Here is a 17,298-nt window from a genome sequence, read left to right as displayed (position 1 = left end):
TGACCGCCAAAACTAAAACTTCACCACCCTCCCCGTCTTCGCCGCCTCATTCACCGCCTCGATCACACGGCAATTCATCCTCGCATCTTCAAACGTCAGCAGCGGCTGCTTGTCGTTCAGCACGCAGTCGCTGAAGTGTTCGATTTCCAGATTAAAGTGATTCGCCGCCGGCAGGCGTTCGATGCTGCTGCGGCCGTCTTCGGTGCTCCATGAGATGACGGGGACATCGCCGGGGAGTTGCCAGACGGCTTGGCAGGTCAAGATGCCTTTTGTCCCAATCATTTCGTAGGTGGATTGGCGCGAGCATTCAAAGCTGACGTCGAAACGGGCGTGTTTGCCGTCGCCGAAGTCGATCACGCCGCTAGTGGCGATATCCGCCCCGCTCTCCGTGTATTTGCTGATGGCGGTGACGGCGATAGGATCGCGGTCGAAGCACCAGCGGGCGGAGTGCACAGCATAGGGCCCGATATCCCACATGGCGCCCCCGCCGTGCTGACAGTCGTTTTCCAGCCGGTACATGCGGGCCGGACGCATCATGAAGGAGTAGCTCGCCCTCACCGCCCGTACTTCGCCGATGAGGCCGGAATCGAGCAGTTCCTTGACGCGAGCATGTTGCGGGTGAAAGCGGTACATGAAACCTTCCATCGCCTTCACGTTGTATTGCTTGGCGGCGGCTTCGATGGCGTCGATATCCTGCACGCGGATCGCCATGGGTTTTTCGATGAGGACGTGCTTGCCGCGGGCCATGGCCTTGGGCGCCCATTCGGCGTGTTCATGGTTGGAAAGAGGGATGTAGACGGCTTGCACGTTGTCGTCGTCCAGCAGGGCTTGCAGGTTGTCGTAGGTAGCGACCTGGCCTTCTAGCTGGGGGGCGTGCTTCTTGAGGGTTTCCAGAGCGGCGCCGGGGCGGCGGCTGGCAATGGCGACGAGTTGCGAATTGCGGGCTTCGACGATGGCGGGCAACAGGCGTTCGTTGACGCGCGCCGCGCCGAGGATACCCCAGCGGAGTTTGGGCTGGTCGTTCATGGGATTCCCTTTTTTGTTGGTGCTGTAAAGTTGAGCATGATAATCGGGTATTACCGGCATGTCAGCGGCTCCGACAACCGAGCTATTCACGCAGCTCTACTGCACTCCCATAAACCACCGGGATAAAGCACCCGCAAGCCCCGCGGTTCGTCCATCAATCGCAGATTTTCCCCGCTACTGCTTGAAGCACGTCTCCACCATGAGCTTGCACAAACGCGGCCACACCGAGGTTTTGCTTTTTCCATTCGGGCTTGAGAACGAGATTGGCCTGAACGGGTTGCCCCGGCTGATACGGCCCCAGCCATTGGCGTACGACGTAATCGTGATGCAAGGTGGCGCCGCCGTTCTCGCCGGCCGTTACGTTACTGACGAGGCCGTTTTCATACACGGCCAGGTAAAGCGAGGCGCCAGCTTCGGCCGTCGTGGATGTCGCGGCAAGATCGAGCCCGGTTGCACCGGCGTTGAGTGTGAGCTTGATATCGGCCTTGGGCGGACTGCGATTGATGATGGCAACGGCTTTATCGAGCCCGTTGCGCCAGTTGCGGTAATCCTGCCCGTTGAGCACGACCTGAGGCGTATAGACGAAACCCGACCCCGACAGCATGCGTTGGCGTTGGGAGAACAAGGGATTGGCAAACTGGTCGTGCCAGCCGATGTAATCCCAGTAATCGACATGTAGCGCCAGCGGGACGAGATGCTGCGAATCGTGTGGCAATGCGCCGAGCCAGCGATCGGCCGGTGGGCAACTGCTGCATCCTTCCGAGGTATAGAGTTCGAGCAAGGCCGCTCGCGTGGGACCGCTTTGGACGGTACATGCGGCGGACAAGGGAGCCGCATAAGCGGCTAACAGCAAGGGGATGAAAGATCGAAACATGGCAGCGCTCCTTTCCCTTGCTTAGTCGGAAAAGACAGAGCTGCCTTACAACGGTTAAGCGGCCTTATTTTTCGCTGAGGCTTTGCAGCAGGGCTTCGGGCGGTGCCACGGTGCCGTCGGAGAGATAAATGGTCGGGGTGCCGTTCACGCTCAGGTCTTCGGCCAATTGGCGGTTGGCGTCGATGGGCGTTTCGCAAGTCGCTTTTTCCGGCAGCTTTTGCTCGATCATCCAGCCGTGCCAGGCGGCGGCGCGATCTTTGGCGCACCAGATGGCTTCTGCCTTGGCTCGGGCATCGGGATGGATTTGCTCAAGCGGCAGCAGGAAGATATACGCCGTGTAATCGGTCAGCCCGCGATTTTCTAGCGTTTGCTCCAGGCTTTTGCAATAGGGGCAGTCCGGGTCGGTGAATACGGCGAACTTATGCGAGCCGTCGCCCTTCTTGACCGCGATGGCGTTGTTCAAGGGCAGTTTGTCGAAATCGATGGTGGTCAGTTGTTGCATACGTTGGGCCGTGAGGTTTTGCTTGGTCTCGTCGTTGAACAAGTTGGCCCCGACAAACACAAACTCGGCGTTTTTGCTGACATAGAGCAGTTGGCCGTTGGCATAGACTTCGTAGATGCCGGGAACAGGCGACGGCTGGATGCTCTTGATCTTGGCGCCGGGATGATTGCGCGTGAGGTTGGTACGGATGGTATCGGCATCGTCGGCATAGGCCTGTGCGGTAAACAACAATGCCAGGGCGGCAAGCACCGGATAGACAAGTTTCATGGCGTTCTCTTTATGTTGGTTAAAACTCGGCATGTGGGTTAAAACTAGGCGAAGTGCGCATGGATGGTATCACTCGCGGCTTTGATGGAAGTTATTTGCAGCTTAGAGGCCACTTTTGATTCCATTTTTTAAGGTACAGAAACAAAAGTGGTTTTAGCATAGGCTTTTCCTTACAATGTTGAGATAACGACTACAACCCCTCTCCATGCTGCTTGATAACCGCACCCTGCTATTCTCCCTGATGCTGATCAGCGGGCTGATGGCGCTCAGCATGGCGGTGGTTGTGCGCAAGGATGAACGAGATGGATTAAGCAAGTGGTCCGCCGCAATCTCGCTCGAAACGCTGGCATGGTTGCTGATCGCGCTACGCGGCTCGATCACAGACGTCCTCTCGATTACCGTAGCCAATATCATCATGGCCTCGGCTCAAGGTCTCAAACTGGCGGCGATTTACGAGTACCGTCGTCTGCACTGCCCACGCTGGCAATACTTAGTGCCGGTGACACTCGCTGTAGTCCTGTTCGGCGGATTGCCCTACAACGCGGTCACAGAGCGCCTAGTACTGGGCAGCCTGTTTTACTGCTTTCAGTTGAGCCTCATGCTTCGCGTATTGCATTCAGACCGAGAATCTCATACCGGTCACGCTTGGGGACTTATTTTCTATTCGTTCTGGGCGATGATGGCCATGCTGCTCGCACGCGGTACGGTTGCGGCATTTACCCATATCGAATTCGCCAGCACGCCGACCTCCATCGCACCTAATCCTATCCAGCTGGGCGTGTTTATTTGCATCATGAGTTTCGCCTTGATGGGTTCGCTGGGGTTCGTGCTGATGATCAAGGAACGTTCTGACCGTGAAATCAGGACCCTCGCGATGACCGATATGCTGACCAAGATATTCAATCGGCGCGCCTTCATGATCCAGGCCGAGAAAGAACTTGCGGCGGCCGAACGCAGCGGCTTGCCGCTTAGTTTTTTAATGATCGACATCGACCATTTCAAGCAGGTGAACGACCAATACGGTCATGCAGCGGGCGACGCGGCGCTGGTGGGTATTGCGGATGTCTTGTCGGCCAATTTGCGCAAGCAGGATACGTTGGGGCGCTACGGCGGCGAGGAATTCTGCGCCCTACTGCCCGGGACCGACGCGGCAGGTGCGATGGCACTCGCAGAAAAACTGCGTGTCGAAGTCGCCATGACACGCGTTCATCTCCAGGAAACCAGCCTTGCTCTTACAATTAGTGTCGGGATCAGCGTATGGGAACGCGAACGCGGCTCAAGCGATAGCCGCACCTTGCTGGAGGCCGCCGATCAAGCCCTGTACCAAGCCAAGAGCCGCGGCCGCAACCGATGCGTGATGGAACTGAAGGTAGCCCCAGCTCTGCGCAAGGCCGATCTGGCGAATATTTCAGCCGCCTAACGGCGCTTTTCTACGACCTGGCCGTTGTCGGCCACATAAACCACGCTAGCCAACCCATGGAAAATGCCGTGCTCCACCACGCCCGGCGTGCTGTTGAGCGCCTCGTTGAGACGCTCGTTGCCCATGCTCTCGGGGAACGTCATATCCAGCACGAGGCTGCCGTGCGAGGTAATCCAGAAACCATCCTTGTTAGCATTGGGACGTAAATCCCCGTGTCCGCCCAAGGCTTCCAGGCTACGTTTGACGAGCCGCCAGGCAAACGGCGGCACTTCGATGGGAATAGAAAATTTTTCGCCGATACGGCTCACCAGCTTGCTCTGGTCGGCGATGACGAGAAAACGCTCCGCCGCCCGCGCCATAAGTTTTTCTCGCACCAGATCGGACCCGCGTCCCTTGAGCAGAACAAGGTCGGGCGTGATTTCATCGGCACCATCCACGTATAAATCCAGGCGTTCGAGATGTTCGATGGAGACGATGGACAATCCTTGTTCCTGCGCCTTTAAAGTGCTGATAACCGAGCTGGAGGCGACTTGGATGTTGAGGGCGTCATCCTTGACACGCCGGGCAAGCTCGGCGATGAAGTAATTGGCCGTCGAGCCCGTTCCAAGCCCGACCAGCATGCCATCCAGCACTTGTTGCGCCGCATAATGGGCAACCAGTTCCTTGTCGTTCATGACGTGCTCCTCGATGATTTTGCAGATGAAACTGTATTTTACGCAGCAATATAGCTGATATTAGCCCTCGATAAACCGCAACCGCTTTATTGAAATTGAAAGTAGTGATAGGATTATTCTTATCTTATCTAGGTTTTCACCTACGCACTGCTTGTTAGGAGGTTAACGTGAATATCAGCGCTGCGACATATTCAGCCTTCGATGCGACCTTGCCCCAGCAAGCTGCCGCCCCTCAACCACGCTATTCCCCTCCCGAGAAACCTGCGACAGCCGCTGCGGCACCAGCCGTAGTCGGTTCCAGTTTGACCGGCGAACAAGCGGTCAAGCAGGTCAACGATGCTTTCCTGGAAAGACAGAAGAACCTCGTCGCGGCAGTAGAAAAAGACAAGCTCACCGGTATTCCGGTATTCAAGATCATGGATGTGCAAACCAACGAAGTCATCCGGCAGTTGCCGACGCACGCCATGGTTTCATTCGCTCAATCGCTGGCGGTTCCCGGTGGTTGGCGCGGACAACTGATTCTGGATCAAATTTAAGTCTGTCCCAAGTCTAAGTCTATCCAGATTTAAGCTCGGCAGATTAAAGATTACTCCGCTCTATCGGGCTGTAATGTGACCTTGCGCACAGTGCCCTGCCGCCTCCAGGCCTATCGTGTTTCCTTGAATCCGATTCAAGGAATTTCTCATGGCCATCGTCATCCAGCCCGTCGCAAACCCGGCCGCGACGGCTCCAACCACGCCGGTGACGCCCGCCCCTGACCTGATCGCTCAACTGGCACAAACCGACCTGGTAGCAGCGCCCGATACCAGTGTTGTTGTCACGCTGGGTACAGGCGAACCCGCCACCTTGATCTATAACGCCAACGGCGTCATCCAACAGGTGCTATTCGACCTTGCGCCCACGGCTGCGGCTATCGCTAGTGCAGGACAAGACCTCGCAGCACAGGCTGCAGCAATTAATCCTGTTTCTACGACCACCGAGACGCCAACGCTGACGCCAGCTAACATCGGCGCCGTCCTCGCTACGCTCACCACACAAGCCACTGCCGCGAATGAAACGCCCGTGACTTCCAACAATGTGGTTAATACGACGACGAATTCGCCCTTTGTGCTTCCCGGTGTCGTGGGTGAAACGGTGAATGATTTGTCGCTGACCGTCTTGCAAGCCGCCAATCAGGATTTTGCAGAGGCCTTGAGCCAGTCCATAAGCCCATTGAATGAAGGTTTCATCGCCCTGCCCGATACAGCGACATTACTTGCAGAAAACACCCAGATACCCGCCCCGCCTACGGTAAACGTCACACCTGCGCCGACGACAGCGACAGCAGCCCAGTTAGCGTTGAATGCGGCAGTAGAGGCGACAACTACTACGACAGCCACGACGGCACAGCAGGCTTTCGCCACGATCCCGACATCAGTAACGACAGAGAATCTCTTGCAGAACTTGCTGGTACAAGCCACCAATCAAGCCTTGACGACGATCTCCAGCGATCCGAGTTACGCCAATTCGCTCACGGCCTTGCTGCTGAGCAGCAGTACCTCTCGTGTAAGGATGGTGGATGAAACGGGAGCATTACTGACAACGCCTGAACCTGTAGGGCCGATTACGCCGGTGATGGCGAGCAAAGCTATCGGTTAAGCGACTGAGGGCGACGCTTTGCCCCTCCTTAAACGATCGAGAACCGCGCGGCATCGCGGCGAAATTCAGCATCCATGTGGTAAAGGTCGATCTGTTTCCTGACTTCCGGCGACAATTCATCCAGCTTGAACATCAAGCGAATAACTTCTCCGGCGAAAATAACCGATTCGACCTTACCTTGCATCTCCCCGACGCTGAGCCCATGTTCTACTTTGAGCGGAGGGATGAGAATTTCCAGGCGGCATGGCGCCTCAATGGGAAGCGTGTAGTGACCGGTCAAGACCAGACGCTGGAACGAGATCGCCTCAAGCCGGGTCTGTTGCATGAACCCGCTGTCGGCAGTCACCATGACCCTCCACTTCCGCATTGAAAACCGATCCCCTCCAGGCAGCGACCGGCAATCCGATGCTACAAGCCTGTTTATTGTTCTTGATATTGCCTGTTAGGCCATTGCTGTCATGTTCATCGATTCGACCAAGCCCAGGAATTCATGCTCGGGAACCGGTTTTGCGTACAAGTAGCCTTGGATGTATTCGCACCCGGCTGATTTGAGCAGTTCGCGCTGTTCGGTCGTTTCTACACCTTCTGCGATGGTCTTCAACCCCAGTTTGTGCGCCATGACGATGATAGCTTCCGCAATGGCTCGATCGTTGGGGTTTTGCACTAGATCACGCACGAACGAACGGTCGATCTTGAGATAGTCCAGGCTGAACTTCTTCAGGTAGCTCATGGCCGAGTAGCCCGTGCCGAAATCGTCCAGCGAGACTTCCATGCCTGTATCGCGAATTTCCTTCAATCGCTGGATGATATCCGCCCGATCATCGAGCAAGAGTCCTTCCGTAATTTCAACCGCGATGCTTGCCGGGTCCAATTCCAGATATTGCAAATACGCAATCCAGGCCGATTCGACCTTGCCGCGGGAAAATTGCCGGGGCGAGATATTAACACTCACCTGGCAACGCAGTGAATTGCCCGCATCATCGACTTGCTGCCTCCAGCGTCGGGCAAGCATAGCCGCTTGGCGGAACACCCAGTCGCCGATGTCGTGGATGCTGCCGTTCTCCTCGGCGAGCGGAATGAAGACGTCTGGTCGGATATATCCCAACGTAGGGTGATGCCAGCGCAGCAAGGCTTCTGCCTTGATCACGCGGCCGGTGCCAGCATCGACGATAGGCTGGTAATGAACCTCGAGTTGGCCTTCATGCAGGGCATTGCGAAGGTCGTTGGCAATACGCGTGCGGTACTGGGCTTGTTCCTGCATCGATGTGGTAAAGAAGCAATAACCGTTGCGCCCCTGAGCCTTGGCTGCATACATCGCCTGGTCGGCTCGGCTGACCAGCACTTTGAGGTCTTCACCATCGTCTGGATAGCAGGCGATGCCGACGCTGGCGGAAACGTAAGCCAGATTATTATCGATGCTGAACGGACGTGAAACGGCATCGACAATCTGCTGGCTTAAGCGAGCAATCTGGTCCGTCTCAGCAGCATCCACAATCGTTACCACAAACTCGTCTCCCCCCAGGCGAGCCACGGCATCAGAGGCACGCACACATTGACGGATACGCGCTGCAGCCTCGATGAGCAGGCGGTCGCCGATATCGTGCCCGAGCGTATCGTTGACCTCCTTGAAATGGTCGAGATCGATGAACAGCAAAGCGACGCTGGTATTGTTGCGCTCGGCCTTGCGGACTTCTTCATGCAGGCGAATTCCAAACAAGCGGCGGTTAGGCAAGCCCGTCAAGGGATCGAAACTGGCTTGCTGCTCCATGCGCTCTTCAAGGCGTTTGCGCTCTATGGCGATAGCGACCAGATTGGAAGCCTGCTTCAGCAAGGAGAAATCCATTTCGCTCAAGCCTTCCTGCCTGTCGTGGTAAAGCGTGATGGCTGCCACGAGTTCCCCGGACATAGATTTCACCAGTTCGGTAGATGCATATTGCCCGGCTGTGGAGCAAGGTTCCCTATTACAGTCATCAGAACAACGCATCTCAGCCGTGGCAGGCGACGCATACCTGTCAGGAGACAATACAACAGGTTTGATGTGCTCTTGTTGTCCAGCATGGCGGATGGCCCCGATCTCGTCGGCAGGCACTCGTTCCGGCAGCTGGATACAGCAGGCGGAGCCGGGGCGACATGTCTCGATGAATTGCTCGACGGCTTTCAGCACGGTATCCAGGCTGACGTTTTCAGCGACCAGTTCCATGACATTCAAGCGCTGGCGCTCAACAAACTCCTGCCGCCGGCGCTCGGTCATATCGAAACCCAGTGCGATGACGCCCTGCACGGTGCCTTCGGAGGTGAACTCCGGAGCCAACCGGACAAGATGGCTGTAAAAGCCCTCGGATAACGGATCTCGCTCGAGGATAACGTCTTCCGCCTGCCCGGTATTCATGACGCGACTCAACGCTTCGATATATTGGTCTGGAGTTATATTGTGGGCGCGCCAAAATTCGCTCACATGTGAACCAAGGATGCGAGATTGTTCAACTCCCGAAAAAGACATGTAAGCAGAGTTGACGAAAGTACGTCGGAAGTTGCGGTCAAGCCTGACCATGGATTGAGATACGTTTTCTACCAACCTGCGTAGCTCTGACTCCCGACGCACGAGCAAGGCTTCAGCCTCTTTGCGTGCAGTGACGTCGCGTACCAGGGCCAGGTTGTATTGCTTCCCCTGGTAGACGATGTAATTGGCATGGACTTCCACGTCGATGATTGCGCCATTCTGGCGGCGATGGCGGGTATTGATGAAAAAATATTGTTGACCGCTATCGAACATTTGTATGGTTTCTGCCCATTGTTCCGGACCGAAATCTGGATCGATATCGTAGACAGAAAGCTTAAGAAGCTCTTCTCGCGAATATCCCAGCATTCTGCAAGCGGCGTCGTTCACCCGTATGAAACGGGCATGTATATCGATCAGATATAAGGCGTCCGAGACATGATCGAGCGCGTAATCCAGTAGTGCCAATTGCTCATCGCGCTGCCTCAGTTCGGTAATATCGCGGGCAAGCCCCAATACCCCGTTGATACGCCCAGACTCGTCGTAGACAGGCACTTTTCGCGTTTCCAACAAAACCTCACGCCCGTCGTCGGCAAGCGTGATCCATTCCTCATTGACGCACACACGGCCGGCATCCATGGCAACGCGGTCTTTATCGCGGAAGAAATCTGCCAATTCGGCATCCACGAAGTCGTGATCGGTCTTGCCGATGATCTCCGCCTCTGGCGCGCCGAAGAACCGCTCGAACGCATGATTGCAAGCGAGATAAGTCCCTTCGACATCCTTCAGCCAGACATAGTCCGGCATGGTATTAAGTACGGTCAGCAAGCGCGTCCGGAATAATTCCAGGCGATGTTGCGTCAGCTTGTATCCCGACATGTCTTCCATGACGGCGAGTACGTAATCCAATGCGCCGTCGACACGTCTGACGCAACTGATCGCCAGATTGGCGTGAAGGTATTGTCCATCCTTACGCCTATGGCGTTTTTCGACCTGATAGCTGTCGATTTCGCCGCTCAACATGCGATTGAACTGAACTGTATCCGTGGCCATGTCATCCGGATGCGTGATGTCTTCCCAGGTCAACCCCAGAAGTTCTTCCCGCTGATACCCCAGCATCTCGCAAACTTTGTCGTTGACCTTGATCCATCGCTTATCCGGCGTTGTGATCGCCATACCCATGGCCTGATGCTCGAAAAACAACCGCATCTGTTCTTCGCTGGTACGTAATTGCTCTTCGGCCTGCTTGCGACGGCTAATATCCTGACCGACTGTAATCATCCGGACTGGCGAAGTCCCCGGAACGACGGCCACGGCGACATCGTATTCAAGCCTGCGGCCGCTCTTGGTGATAATGCCGACTTCGTAACGTGGCGGCGCAAAAAGCCCGACACGGCGGCGACGCTGATATTCGTACACCTTTGCGAGATCGTCGGGGTGGATGAATCGAGCCAATTCAATGGGGGCATCGAGCTCGCTATCCGAGAATCCGTACTGCCTTGCCAGAGACCGGTTTCCTACATGCACTACCCGCTCATCCTCGACCACCAGCACCTGCATGCCAACGTCGTAAATGGCATCGAGCAAGGATTTTTGAAATTCTGCTTGCCAGCGCAGTTCGTCTTCCATCGCCTTGCGACGGCTGATGTCACGGGCCACGGCAAGATGCATGACTTCGTCGCCGTATTCGATCAGCGAGCTGCTGATTTCGACAGGAAAGACTTTGCCGAACTTGGTACGGTGCTGCGTTTCGAATCGGTGGTGGGATTGCTTGCTCCTGTAATCGATGGCTGTGTCATCGGCCACATTCATGGCATCGACATCGGCCACCGATAGCCCGAGCAGTTCTTGCCTGGTATAGCCCAGGGTGTCGCAGGCGCACTGGTTAACGTAGCGGAAGCGCTGTTGGGCATCGACCAGGAATACGGCATCCTGCATCTGGTCTAGGGAAAAATTCATGAACCCGATTTCTCGCTCGGCATGCTTGCGAGCGGTGATATCGGATGTCAGGCCGATGATGCGATAGATGTTGCCCTTGTCGTTGCGTACCGGCACGAGCATGGAATCGAGAATGCGGCGGCCAGCGGGAAAATCCAGGGCGGCTTCATACTGCGTCGGGGACTCGTTTTCCACGCAGCGCCGATAATTTTCGATCATGATCGCAGCAGAGTGCTGCGGCAGGACATCTTCAACAAAACGGCCAGCAACATCCGAAGGTACGATGCCGGTAATACGCGCCATGGCGGGATTGATTGCGCTAAAGCGGAATCGCTCTGTACCGACGACATCAAGCAGGAAAACACCGTCAGTGACATTATCGAAAATCTCGCGGAAACGCAGCTCCGCCTCTTTTTGCGCCACTTCGATTGCAAGTCGCTGACGCTCGGCCTCAAGCACTCGGCGTTCGGTGATGTCGCGTATGATCCCTGCCATGAGGGGATGTTCGTGACGAGCGCGGCTGAAGAGGATTTCGATGGCAATGCGGCGCCCTGAGGAAAGCGAGTATTCGGTTTCTAGAAAGGTTTTGCCGTAGGTGTCGATTTGCTCCCAGAGTTGCAGCAATTTTTCTCGGCTTAGCGTGGGAATACAGTCGTGCAGAGCTTTGGATGATTCGGCTTCTGTATAAACACCCCAGTGTCGGCAGGCGGAGCTTGCCACTATCAGCTGAAAATCAGCATCAGGATCGACCCAGAAAATCGCAGGCGCCACGCCGGCTTCGTCTTCGAATAGATAGCGGCAAACCAATTCGGACAAGTCACCGGAAACCGGACTCGCCGAAATTTGGGAGAAATCGAGATCATCCATATTAGCAACCTGTTATTGGCTCGATCGATCATCAAGGAGGCATGTTTGAACAGGCCACCTCACCTGCTTTTAAAGCGCTCTACATATCAAGGCTGAACAAAAATCGGCTACACAAGGCTCTTTCAGCAGAGCGACCTGCGGTGAAGAGTCAGCGAGACGATTTCGAGTGAACTAGCACTATGCTGTGCAAGGAAATATCCCGCAATCGGTTACATCCGATGTCAGAGACGGAAATTGCTTAACGTAATGTAGGGATTGACTGAGGCAGGTCGTCCCGGCGCAAATCCAGGCGCTGAGGAGCGCGCCATTTACGCCGTTACGGCCACAAATTGAAATACGATCTATAGCCCGTGGGCGATTGCGTAGCGCATCAATTCAGCATCACTGCCGATGCGCATTTTTTGCTTGATATTGATCTTATGGGTACTAACGGTTTTCACGCTCAGACCGTATTCCTGTGCGATCTCGGTGACTTTCTTGCCCTTCACCAGAAGGTTCAGGATGTCGCGTTCGCGAGGCGTCAACAATTCATGCAAGGCATTATCCGAAACCGCCGAAAGATCGAATACGGCTTGCTGCGCGACAGCCGACACCACATAACGATTACCCGACGCGACCTTGCGCACGGCAGCCATCAGCTCGGCCGGAGGCGTGTTTTTGGTGACATAGCCCAACGCGCCTGCCTTGAGATTGCGCTTGGCGATTTGCAATTCGTTATGCATGCTCAACATGAGGATCGGCGGCGCCTTGGGGTCTTGCTTAATGCGCTCGATCAGTTCTGCCCCATGCAGGCCAGGCATCGACACGTCCAGCACGATGAGGTCGATGCCGCCCTTCGCCAAAATGCGCAAGGCATCCTCGCCGTTATCGGCCTCCCCTACTACCTGGATGTCGTCCGCGAATTCGAACAGCTGCTTGAGGCCTTCGCGCATCAGCACATGATCGTCAACCAGCAACACTCTAATCATGATTTTCTTCCTTTGTTTTTAGAGGCACTTCCAGCCTGATTTCAGTACCGCTGCCGGGTGCACTCTTGATATCCAGACTGCCTCCAAGCATCAGGATACGCTCATGCATGCCTATGATACCGAACGAGCCTTTCTTCGTCGCCTTGCGCACTTCGAATCCCTTGCCGTTGTCGCGGATGGATAGCTTGAGGTTTTCCTGATCCTGCGTCAGGGTAATCTCGACATGATCGGCCTCGGAGTGCCGAAGGATATTGGTCAGTGACTCCTGCACGATACGGAAGACCGGCAATGCCCTGTCCTTGTCGAAATCAATTTCTTCCTCGGGTACGAATAACTCGCAATCGATGCCGGTGCTCTTGGAGAACTCCTGCACTAACCACTCCAGCGCCAGGGCGATGCCGGACTCCAGCACGGCTGGACGCAAACGCGTCGCCAGGGTGTGCACCATGTCGATCGCCTGATCGACCACGGCACCCATCTTGGCGGTTTTGTTGCGCAAATCCGGGTTGGTATCACCGTAGCCGTAATCCAGCGTCGAGATTCCTAAGCGCAGCACACTCAGCAGTTGCCCAAGTTCGTCGTGGATTTCGCGGGCAATACGCTTACGCTCACCTTCCCGCGCTTCTTCACGATGGTAGGTCAACATCTGGAGCTGGGCGCGCGACTCTTCAAGACTACGCTCAGTCGCCTTGAGATCGGTAATGTTGTGCCCGATCACCAGCGCGCCGGTGGTATTCCCCTCTTCGTCGTGCTCGGCGACGGCATGCAACAGATGCGTGCTCAAACTTTGGTCGGGCATCCGCCATTCGAGCAAAATCCGATCAGGCTTGCCGGTATCCATGACCCGTTTTAGTCGGCTTAGATAGTCATCGCAAGCCGTCAGCGCACTCCAGTTGGCAGCAGGCGTTTTATTCCAGGCCTTCGCCAGGGAAATGCCGGTAAACCGCTCGAACGCAGGGTTGAGATAGGCCTGACGACATTCCCGGTCGTATCGGATGATCATGTCGGGCGAATTGTGCGCCAGCGTCCGGAATTCGAATTCGCGGCGCCGCAGCAGCGACTCCGTCCGTTTCATGTCGGTCGTATCGCGCACCATCGCCAGGACGCAGACAACCTTTCCTTGTCGGTCGTATTCGGGCACGGCCCGTACCCAATGGTAGGAGACCTCCCCATTCGGAGTGTTCCAGTCGAATTCGATATCGGTAGTTTTACCCGTTCGGAACACGTCGAGAATAGCTGCCTCGTACATCTCGGAAGTCATGGTGCCGGAACGCCATGGAGTTTCGGAAGGCTTGGTGCCGACGACATCCTCCGGCAGCAAGCCATGTGTTTTGAGATAGGAGCCGCTTACGAAAAGCCTTCGGCATGCTTGGTCGTAGCGCACAATGGTATCTGGAGAGTGATCGACGATCGCCCGAAAACTCTGCTCGCTCGACCAGAGCTTTTCCTCGGTGATTTTGCGCTTGGTCACGTCATGCATGAAACCGTGCCATTCGGTGCTTCCGTCCTCCATTTTTTGCGGCAGCGAATATGCGGCCATCCAGCGCTCGCCTTTTAACGGATGCCGAATGCGAAATTCCGTATCGTACGGCGACAACCGCTGCTGAGACTCTATTTTGGCTGCGCTAATTTTTTCTGCATCTTCCGTCGCAATCAGTGCATGAAAGGCAGCTATGTCACGACAAACGACATCGGGTGATAACCCAGTCAAATCCTGCCAGCCCTGGCTCAGCGAGGCTAGAAACTCCCGCCCCTCCGGGGTCTGCACAAAAGTATAAAAGCAGCCGGAATATGCGGCTTCCCCTGTTACCTTGATCGTTTCAGAGGGGGCGGCTGAACTGGTAGCGGGTTGTTGACCACGAGGTAAATATTGGCGAATGCGCCACGCAAGCTCCTTCTCCCGCACCGGCTTGAATACGACATCGTCGATGCCTGCCGCCAGCCATACATCCAACTTGTCGATATCATCGACGGATGCGATCGCCAATACCGGTATAGCAACCGCTAGCGGCTCATTTTTCAGCATGCGGCAGGCAGCGGCGAGATCATCATTTGCTTCCTGCGATTCCAGAAGGATCAGATGCGGTCGGCGGGCAAGAATACGTTCGCATCCTGCTTCGATACGGCCTTCAATCTGTACCGTCAATCCAGGCATGGCAAGTTCATCAAGCGCTTCGATCAATGCGGAGCTGGGACGAACGGCAAGCAGGCATACATCCTGTACAGCTTGAATGGACGTATCGTTCAAGAGAGATGTCCCGCGATAAGGGAAATGAGTAGAACCATTTGATTATTATAATTCTTTTAACTGCACGGGGCGAATGGGAACGGGGACTGGCAGCAGCCCCCGCTAGGACTCAACTAGCACTTGAGATTAATGCATGAGGTGCTGCCAACGCAAGCCTAAGATGGCTTCATCGCTTGCAGTAGCATCGTTGCCTGGATTGGCGCGATACATTAGCGCTGCCGAAATGTTCGTATAAGTATTGAGAGGGCTGGTGTAATCCAGCTCGTAATCAGTTTCCTTAGTACCGCCGTTCAATCGAACGCTGGAGGCGGAATATTGGTAGCTGCCATCGACATTTACGCCTGTTGCCTTGGTCACCAACATCGTCCCGGATACGGCGCCGAGCGGCTGGCTGATGCTGAAGCCAACCTTATCGTCCTTGCGCCAGGCATTCTCGCGCAGTAGGCTCGCCGTCCAGGCATAGCTTGTCGCACCGCTCAAACCGGAAATCATGCCGCCCGATAATCCAGAAGCCGAAGTATTGCCAACGCTGATGCTGCCTGCAGCCCAGGTATTGCCACCCAGGCGATAAGCGCCGCTGGTGGTGAAATAACTGGTGCTAACGGTACCGTTCATTGCAAATGCGCCCGAGGAAAGACTCCCCAGAATGCGGTCGGACTCAGCCATTTGGCCGACGGACACGGCGATCTTGCCTCCGTCGAATTTTCTGGAGAGCTCGGCCATCGCCACCGTTGAACCGCCCTGTTGTTCGACCAACGGCATGCCTAGGCCATCCCTAGCCACCTCGTTCAACCCAAGAGCGCTGCCGGAAAACAATGCTGCCTTCATGTTCCAGCCCTCTTGCAAAGCCATTCCGTAGCCTGCGAAGGTCTGGGCCTGGGATAAATGGATAAAGGGTGTATCGAGGAGGTTTTGACCACTGAGGCCAAGACCGGCAAAAGGCGTATCGGCCAGCCCCATGAATTGGCTGGCGAAGTTAGCCGTGCCCATGGAAAACTCGTCTCCACCTGCAAAACGCTGGGTGAAGCTGAATGAATTCACCGTGGGCTTACCCGGCTCGTCCGAATAAGTAGCGGCAAAGCGTGTGCCATCGCGACTTTCCACTACGCCGTAACGTAATTTCGCATCCATGCCGGAAAACAATTGCGAGAGCGTGAGACTGGGCGCACTGGCAATAGCAGCCCCCAGATCAATACGGTAATCACGGTTGTAGCTATCTACCATGATGGTGCGGAAGGCCCCGGCAGCAGCAGCGGACTTAATTGCACCTTGCAAGGTACTGCTGGTGACAAGCTTGGTCGAAGTAGTTGTAGATGTACCGCTTGTCGTAGGAACGCTGGTGGTACCGATGGGTTGCATGGCTTTATTGAGATTGATCAGCCCGCGGCCATAAACTGCGTCCACCCCTGGATCACCCAAGTCGGTTGCCGTCGTGAACAGGATGTTGGTCACCTGGTTAGCCTTGAGCTGCGGCCAATAGCCTTCCAGCAAGGCTACGGCTCCGGAGACATAAGGTGTGGCCATGGAGGTGCCCGAGAGGTAGGCATACCAGGGCTGGTTTCCGCTCAGGCCTGCGATATTGGGGGGAATGGTAGACAGGATGCTGACGCCCGGTGCAACGAGAAAGTAATTCTTGGTATCCCCGGCGCGATTGGAAAAGCTGGCGATCTTGTTATTAGCATCCACCGCCCCCACGGCGATGATTTGCCCGTTAGCCCAGGTTTGCGAGGCATAGCGCGCCGGCCAGGAAGGATTGGCGGCGCCGTCATTGCCCGCTGCGGCGACCACTACCTGATTTGCGGCAACACTGCGACGCAAGGCCTGCTCGACAGGCAAATAGCCAGAGCTTGCATTCCAGCCGAGGCTGAGATTGACCACTTTGGCGCCCTTGCTACGCGCATAATCCAGACCGCTCGCCAAAACGTTGAGATTTCCGCTTCCCTGCGCGTCCATCACTTTTACCGGCAGGATGTAGGCATCCGGTGCTACACCGGTCATGTACCCAGACCCGCTTCCTGCTGCGATGATACCAGCCACGTGCGTCCCATGCAGATTGTCGTCACTGTTGGCCATGGCCGAAAGCGCCTGGTTATGCACAAAATCGTAGCCCGCCAGTACGCGACTACCGAATTCGGGATGCTTTCCCCATACGCCGGTATCGAGCACACCCACGACAACGCCCTTCCCCGTCGCGCCTTTGGACCAAGCGTAATTTGCGCCTATTTGAAGCGCTCCAGTGGAGTAATGGAGTTCGGTTGCGGTGGCGGGAAGCGCCAAGGTTTGCACAAGAGGATCGTCGGACTCAGCAGCGAAAGCTGCTGAATGGAATGCAACGAGACAATAGATGAGTTTCCGGGCAAACATGATGAATCCTTGCTG

At 55.7% G+C, this 17,298-nt stretch carries 12 protein-coding genes; 3 read left to right on the top strand and 9 right to left on the bottom strand.

The annotated features are described in order from the left end of the window. Window positions 1-12: 12 nt before the first annotated feature. The 3 genes from NMK_RS11100 to NMK_RS11090 all read right to left on the bottom strand — a co-directional run bounded on the left by NMK_RS11100 (window position 13) and on the right by NMK_RS11090 (window position 2,669). Window positions 13-1,026 carry a Gfo/Idh/MocA family protein gene (locus NMK_RS11100; protein WP_109015831.1) on the bottom strand — a complete coding sequence of 338 codons (1,014 nt, stop codon included), beginning with the start codon at window positions 1,024-1,026 and terminating at the stop codon, window positions 13-15. Between the two features lie 154 nt (window positions 1,027-1,180). Beyond that, the gene (locus NMK_RS11095) at window positions 1,181-1,900 is read right to left on the bottom strand and encodes a DUF1223 domain-containing protein (protein WP_109015830.1); all 720 of its coding nucleotides are present in this window, start codon (window positions 1,898-1,900) and stop codon (window positions 1,181-1,183) included. Between the two features lie 64 nt (window positions 1,901-1,964). After that, window positions 1,965-2,669, bottom strand: a complete 705-nt coding sequence (locus NMK_RS11090) for a DsbC family protein (protein WP_181376254.1) — start codon at window positions 2,667-2,669, stop codon at window positions 1,965-1,967. Between the two features lie 205 nt (window positions 2,670-2,874). Here NMK_RS11090 and NMK_RS11085 point away from each other — a divergent pair, with 205 nt between their 5' ends. Continuing rightward, complete coding sequence (locus tag NMK_RS11085) at window positions 2,875-4,089, top strand: GGDEF domain-containing protein (protein ID WP_109015828.1); 1,215 nt, start codon at window positions 2,875-2,877, stop codon at window positions 4,087-4,089. On the opposite strand, the gene rpiA is transcribed toward NMK_RS11085, so the two are convergent. Continuing rightward, a complete protein-coding gene (rpiA, locus tag NMK_RS11080) occupies window positions 4,086-4,763 on the bottom strand; it encodes a ribose 5-phosphate isomerase A (RefSeq protein ID WP_109015827.1) in 678 nt (225 codons plus the stop codon). The genes NMK_RS11085 and rpiA overlap by 4 nt on opposite strands. Window positions 4,764-4,930: 167 nt before the next feature. Between rpiA and NMK_RS11075 the strand changes: the two genes are divergently transcribed. Both NMK_RS11075 and NMK_RS11070 read left to right on the top strand, forming a co-directional pair. Further along, on the top strand, window positions 4,931-5,299 hold the full coding sequence (locus NMK_RS11075; protein WP_109015826.1) for a flagellar protein FlaG: 369 nt from the start codon (window positions 4,931-4,933) through the stop codon (window positions 5,297-5,299). Between the two features lie 148 nt (window positions 5,300-5,447). Beyond that, window positions 5,448-6,401, top strand: a complete 954-nt coding sequence (locus NMK_RS11070) for a hypothetical protein (protein ID WP_109015825.1) — start codon at window positions 5,448-5,450, stop codon at window positions 6,399-6,401. Window positions 6,402-6,429: 28 nt separating this feature from the next. Here NMK_RS11070 and NMK_RS11065 read toward each other — a convergent pair whose 3' ends face one another. The 5 genes from NMK_RS11065 to NMK_RS11045 form a co-directional block, all read right to left on the bottom strand. Beyond that, the gene (locus tag NMK_RS11065) at window positions 6,430-6,768 is read right to left on the bottom strand and encodes a hypothetical protein (protein ID WP_146187183.1); all 339 of its coding nucleotides are present in this window, start codon (window positions 6,766-6,768) and stop codon (window positions 6,430-6,432) included. Between the two features lie 75 nt (window positions 6,769-6,843). After that, window positions 6,844-11,703 (bottom strand): PAS domain S-box protein, encoded by a 4,860-nt coding sequence (locus NMK_RS11060; RefSeq protein WP_109015823.1) that lies wholly within the window; start codon window positions 11,701-11,703, stop codon window positions 6,844-6,846. A gap of 341 nt (window positions 11,704-12,044) precedes the next feature. Next, window positions 12,045-12,671 carry a response regulator gene (locus NMK_RS11055; protein WP_109015822.1) on the bottom strand — a complete coding sequence of 209 codons (627 nt, stop codon included), beginning with the start codon at window positions 12,669-12,671 and terminating at the stop codon, window positions 12,045-12,047. Beyond that, entirely contained in the window at window positions 12,664-14,919 is a 2,256-nt protein-coding gene (locus NMK_RS11050; protein ID WP_109015821.1) for a PAS domain S-box protein, read from the bottom strand. Before NMK_RS11050 ends, NMK_RS11055 begins: the two co-directional genes overlap by 8 nt. 126 nt (window positions 14,920-15,045) lie before the next feature. Continuing rightward, window positions 15,046-17,283 (bottom strand): S8 family peptidase, encoded by a 2,238-nt coding sequence (locus NMK_RS11045; protein ID WP_109015820.1) that lies wholly within the window; start codon window positions 17,281-17,283, stop codon window positions 15,046-15,048. Between the last annotated feature and the right edge of the window lie 15 nt (window positions 17,284-17,298).

Source organism: Novimethylophilus kurashikiensis (genome assembly GCF_003112435.1).
GTDB lineage: Bacteria > Pseudomonadota > Gammaproteobacteria > Burkholderiales > Methylophilaceae > Novimethylophilus > Novimethylophilus kurashikiensis.
This window is presented reverse-complemented; position numbering and strand designations above follow the sequence as displayed.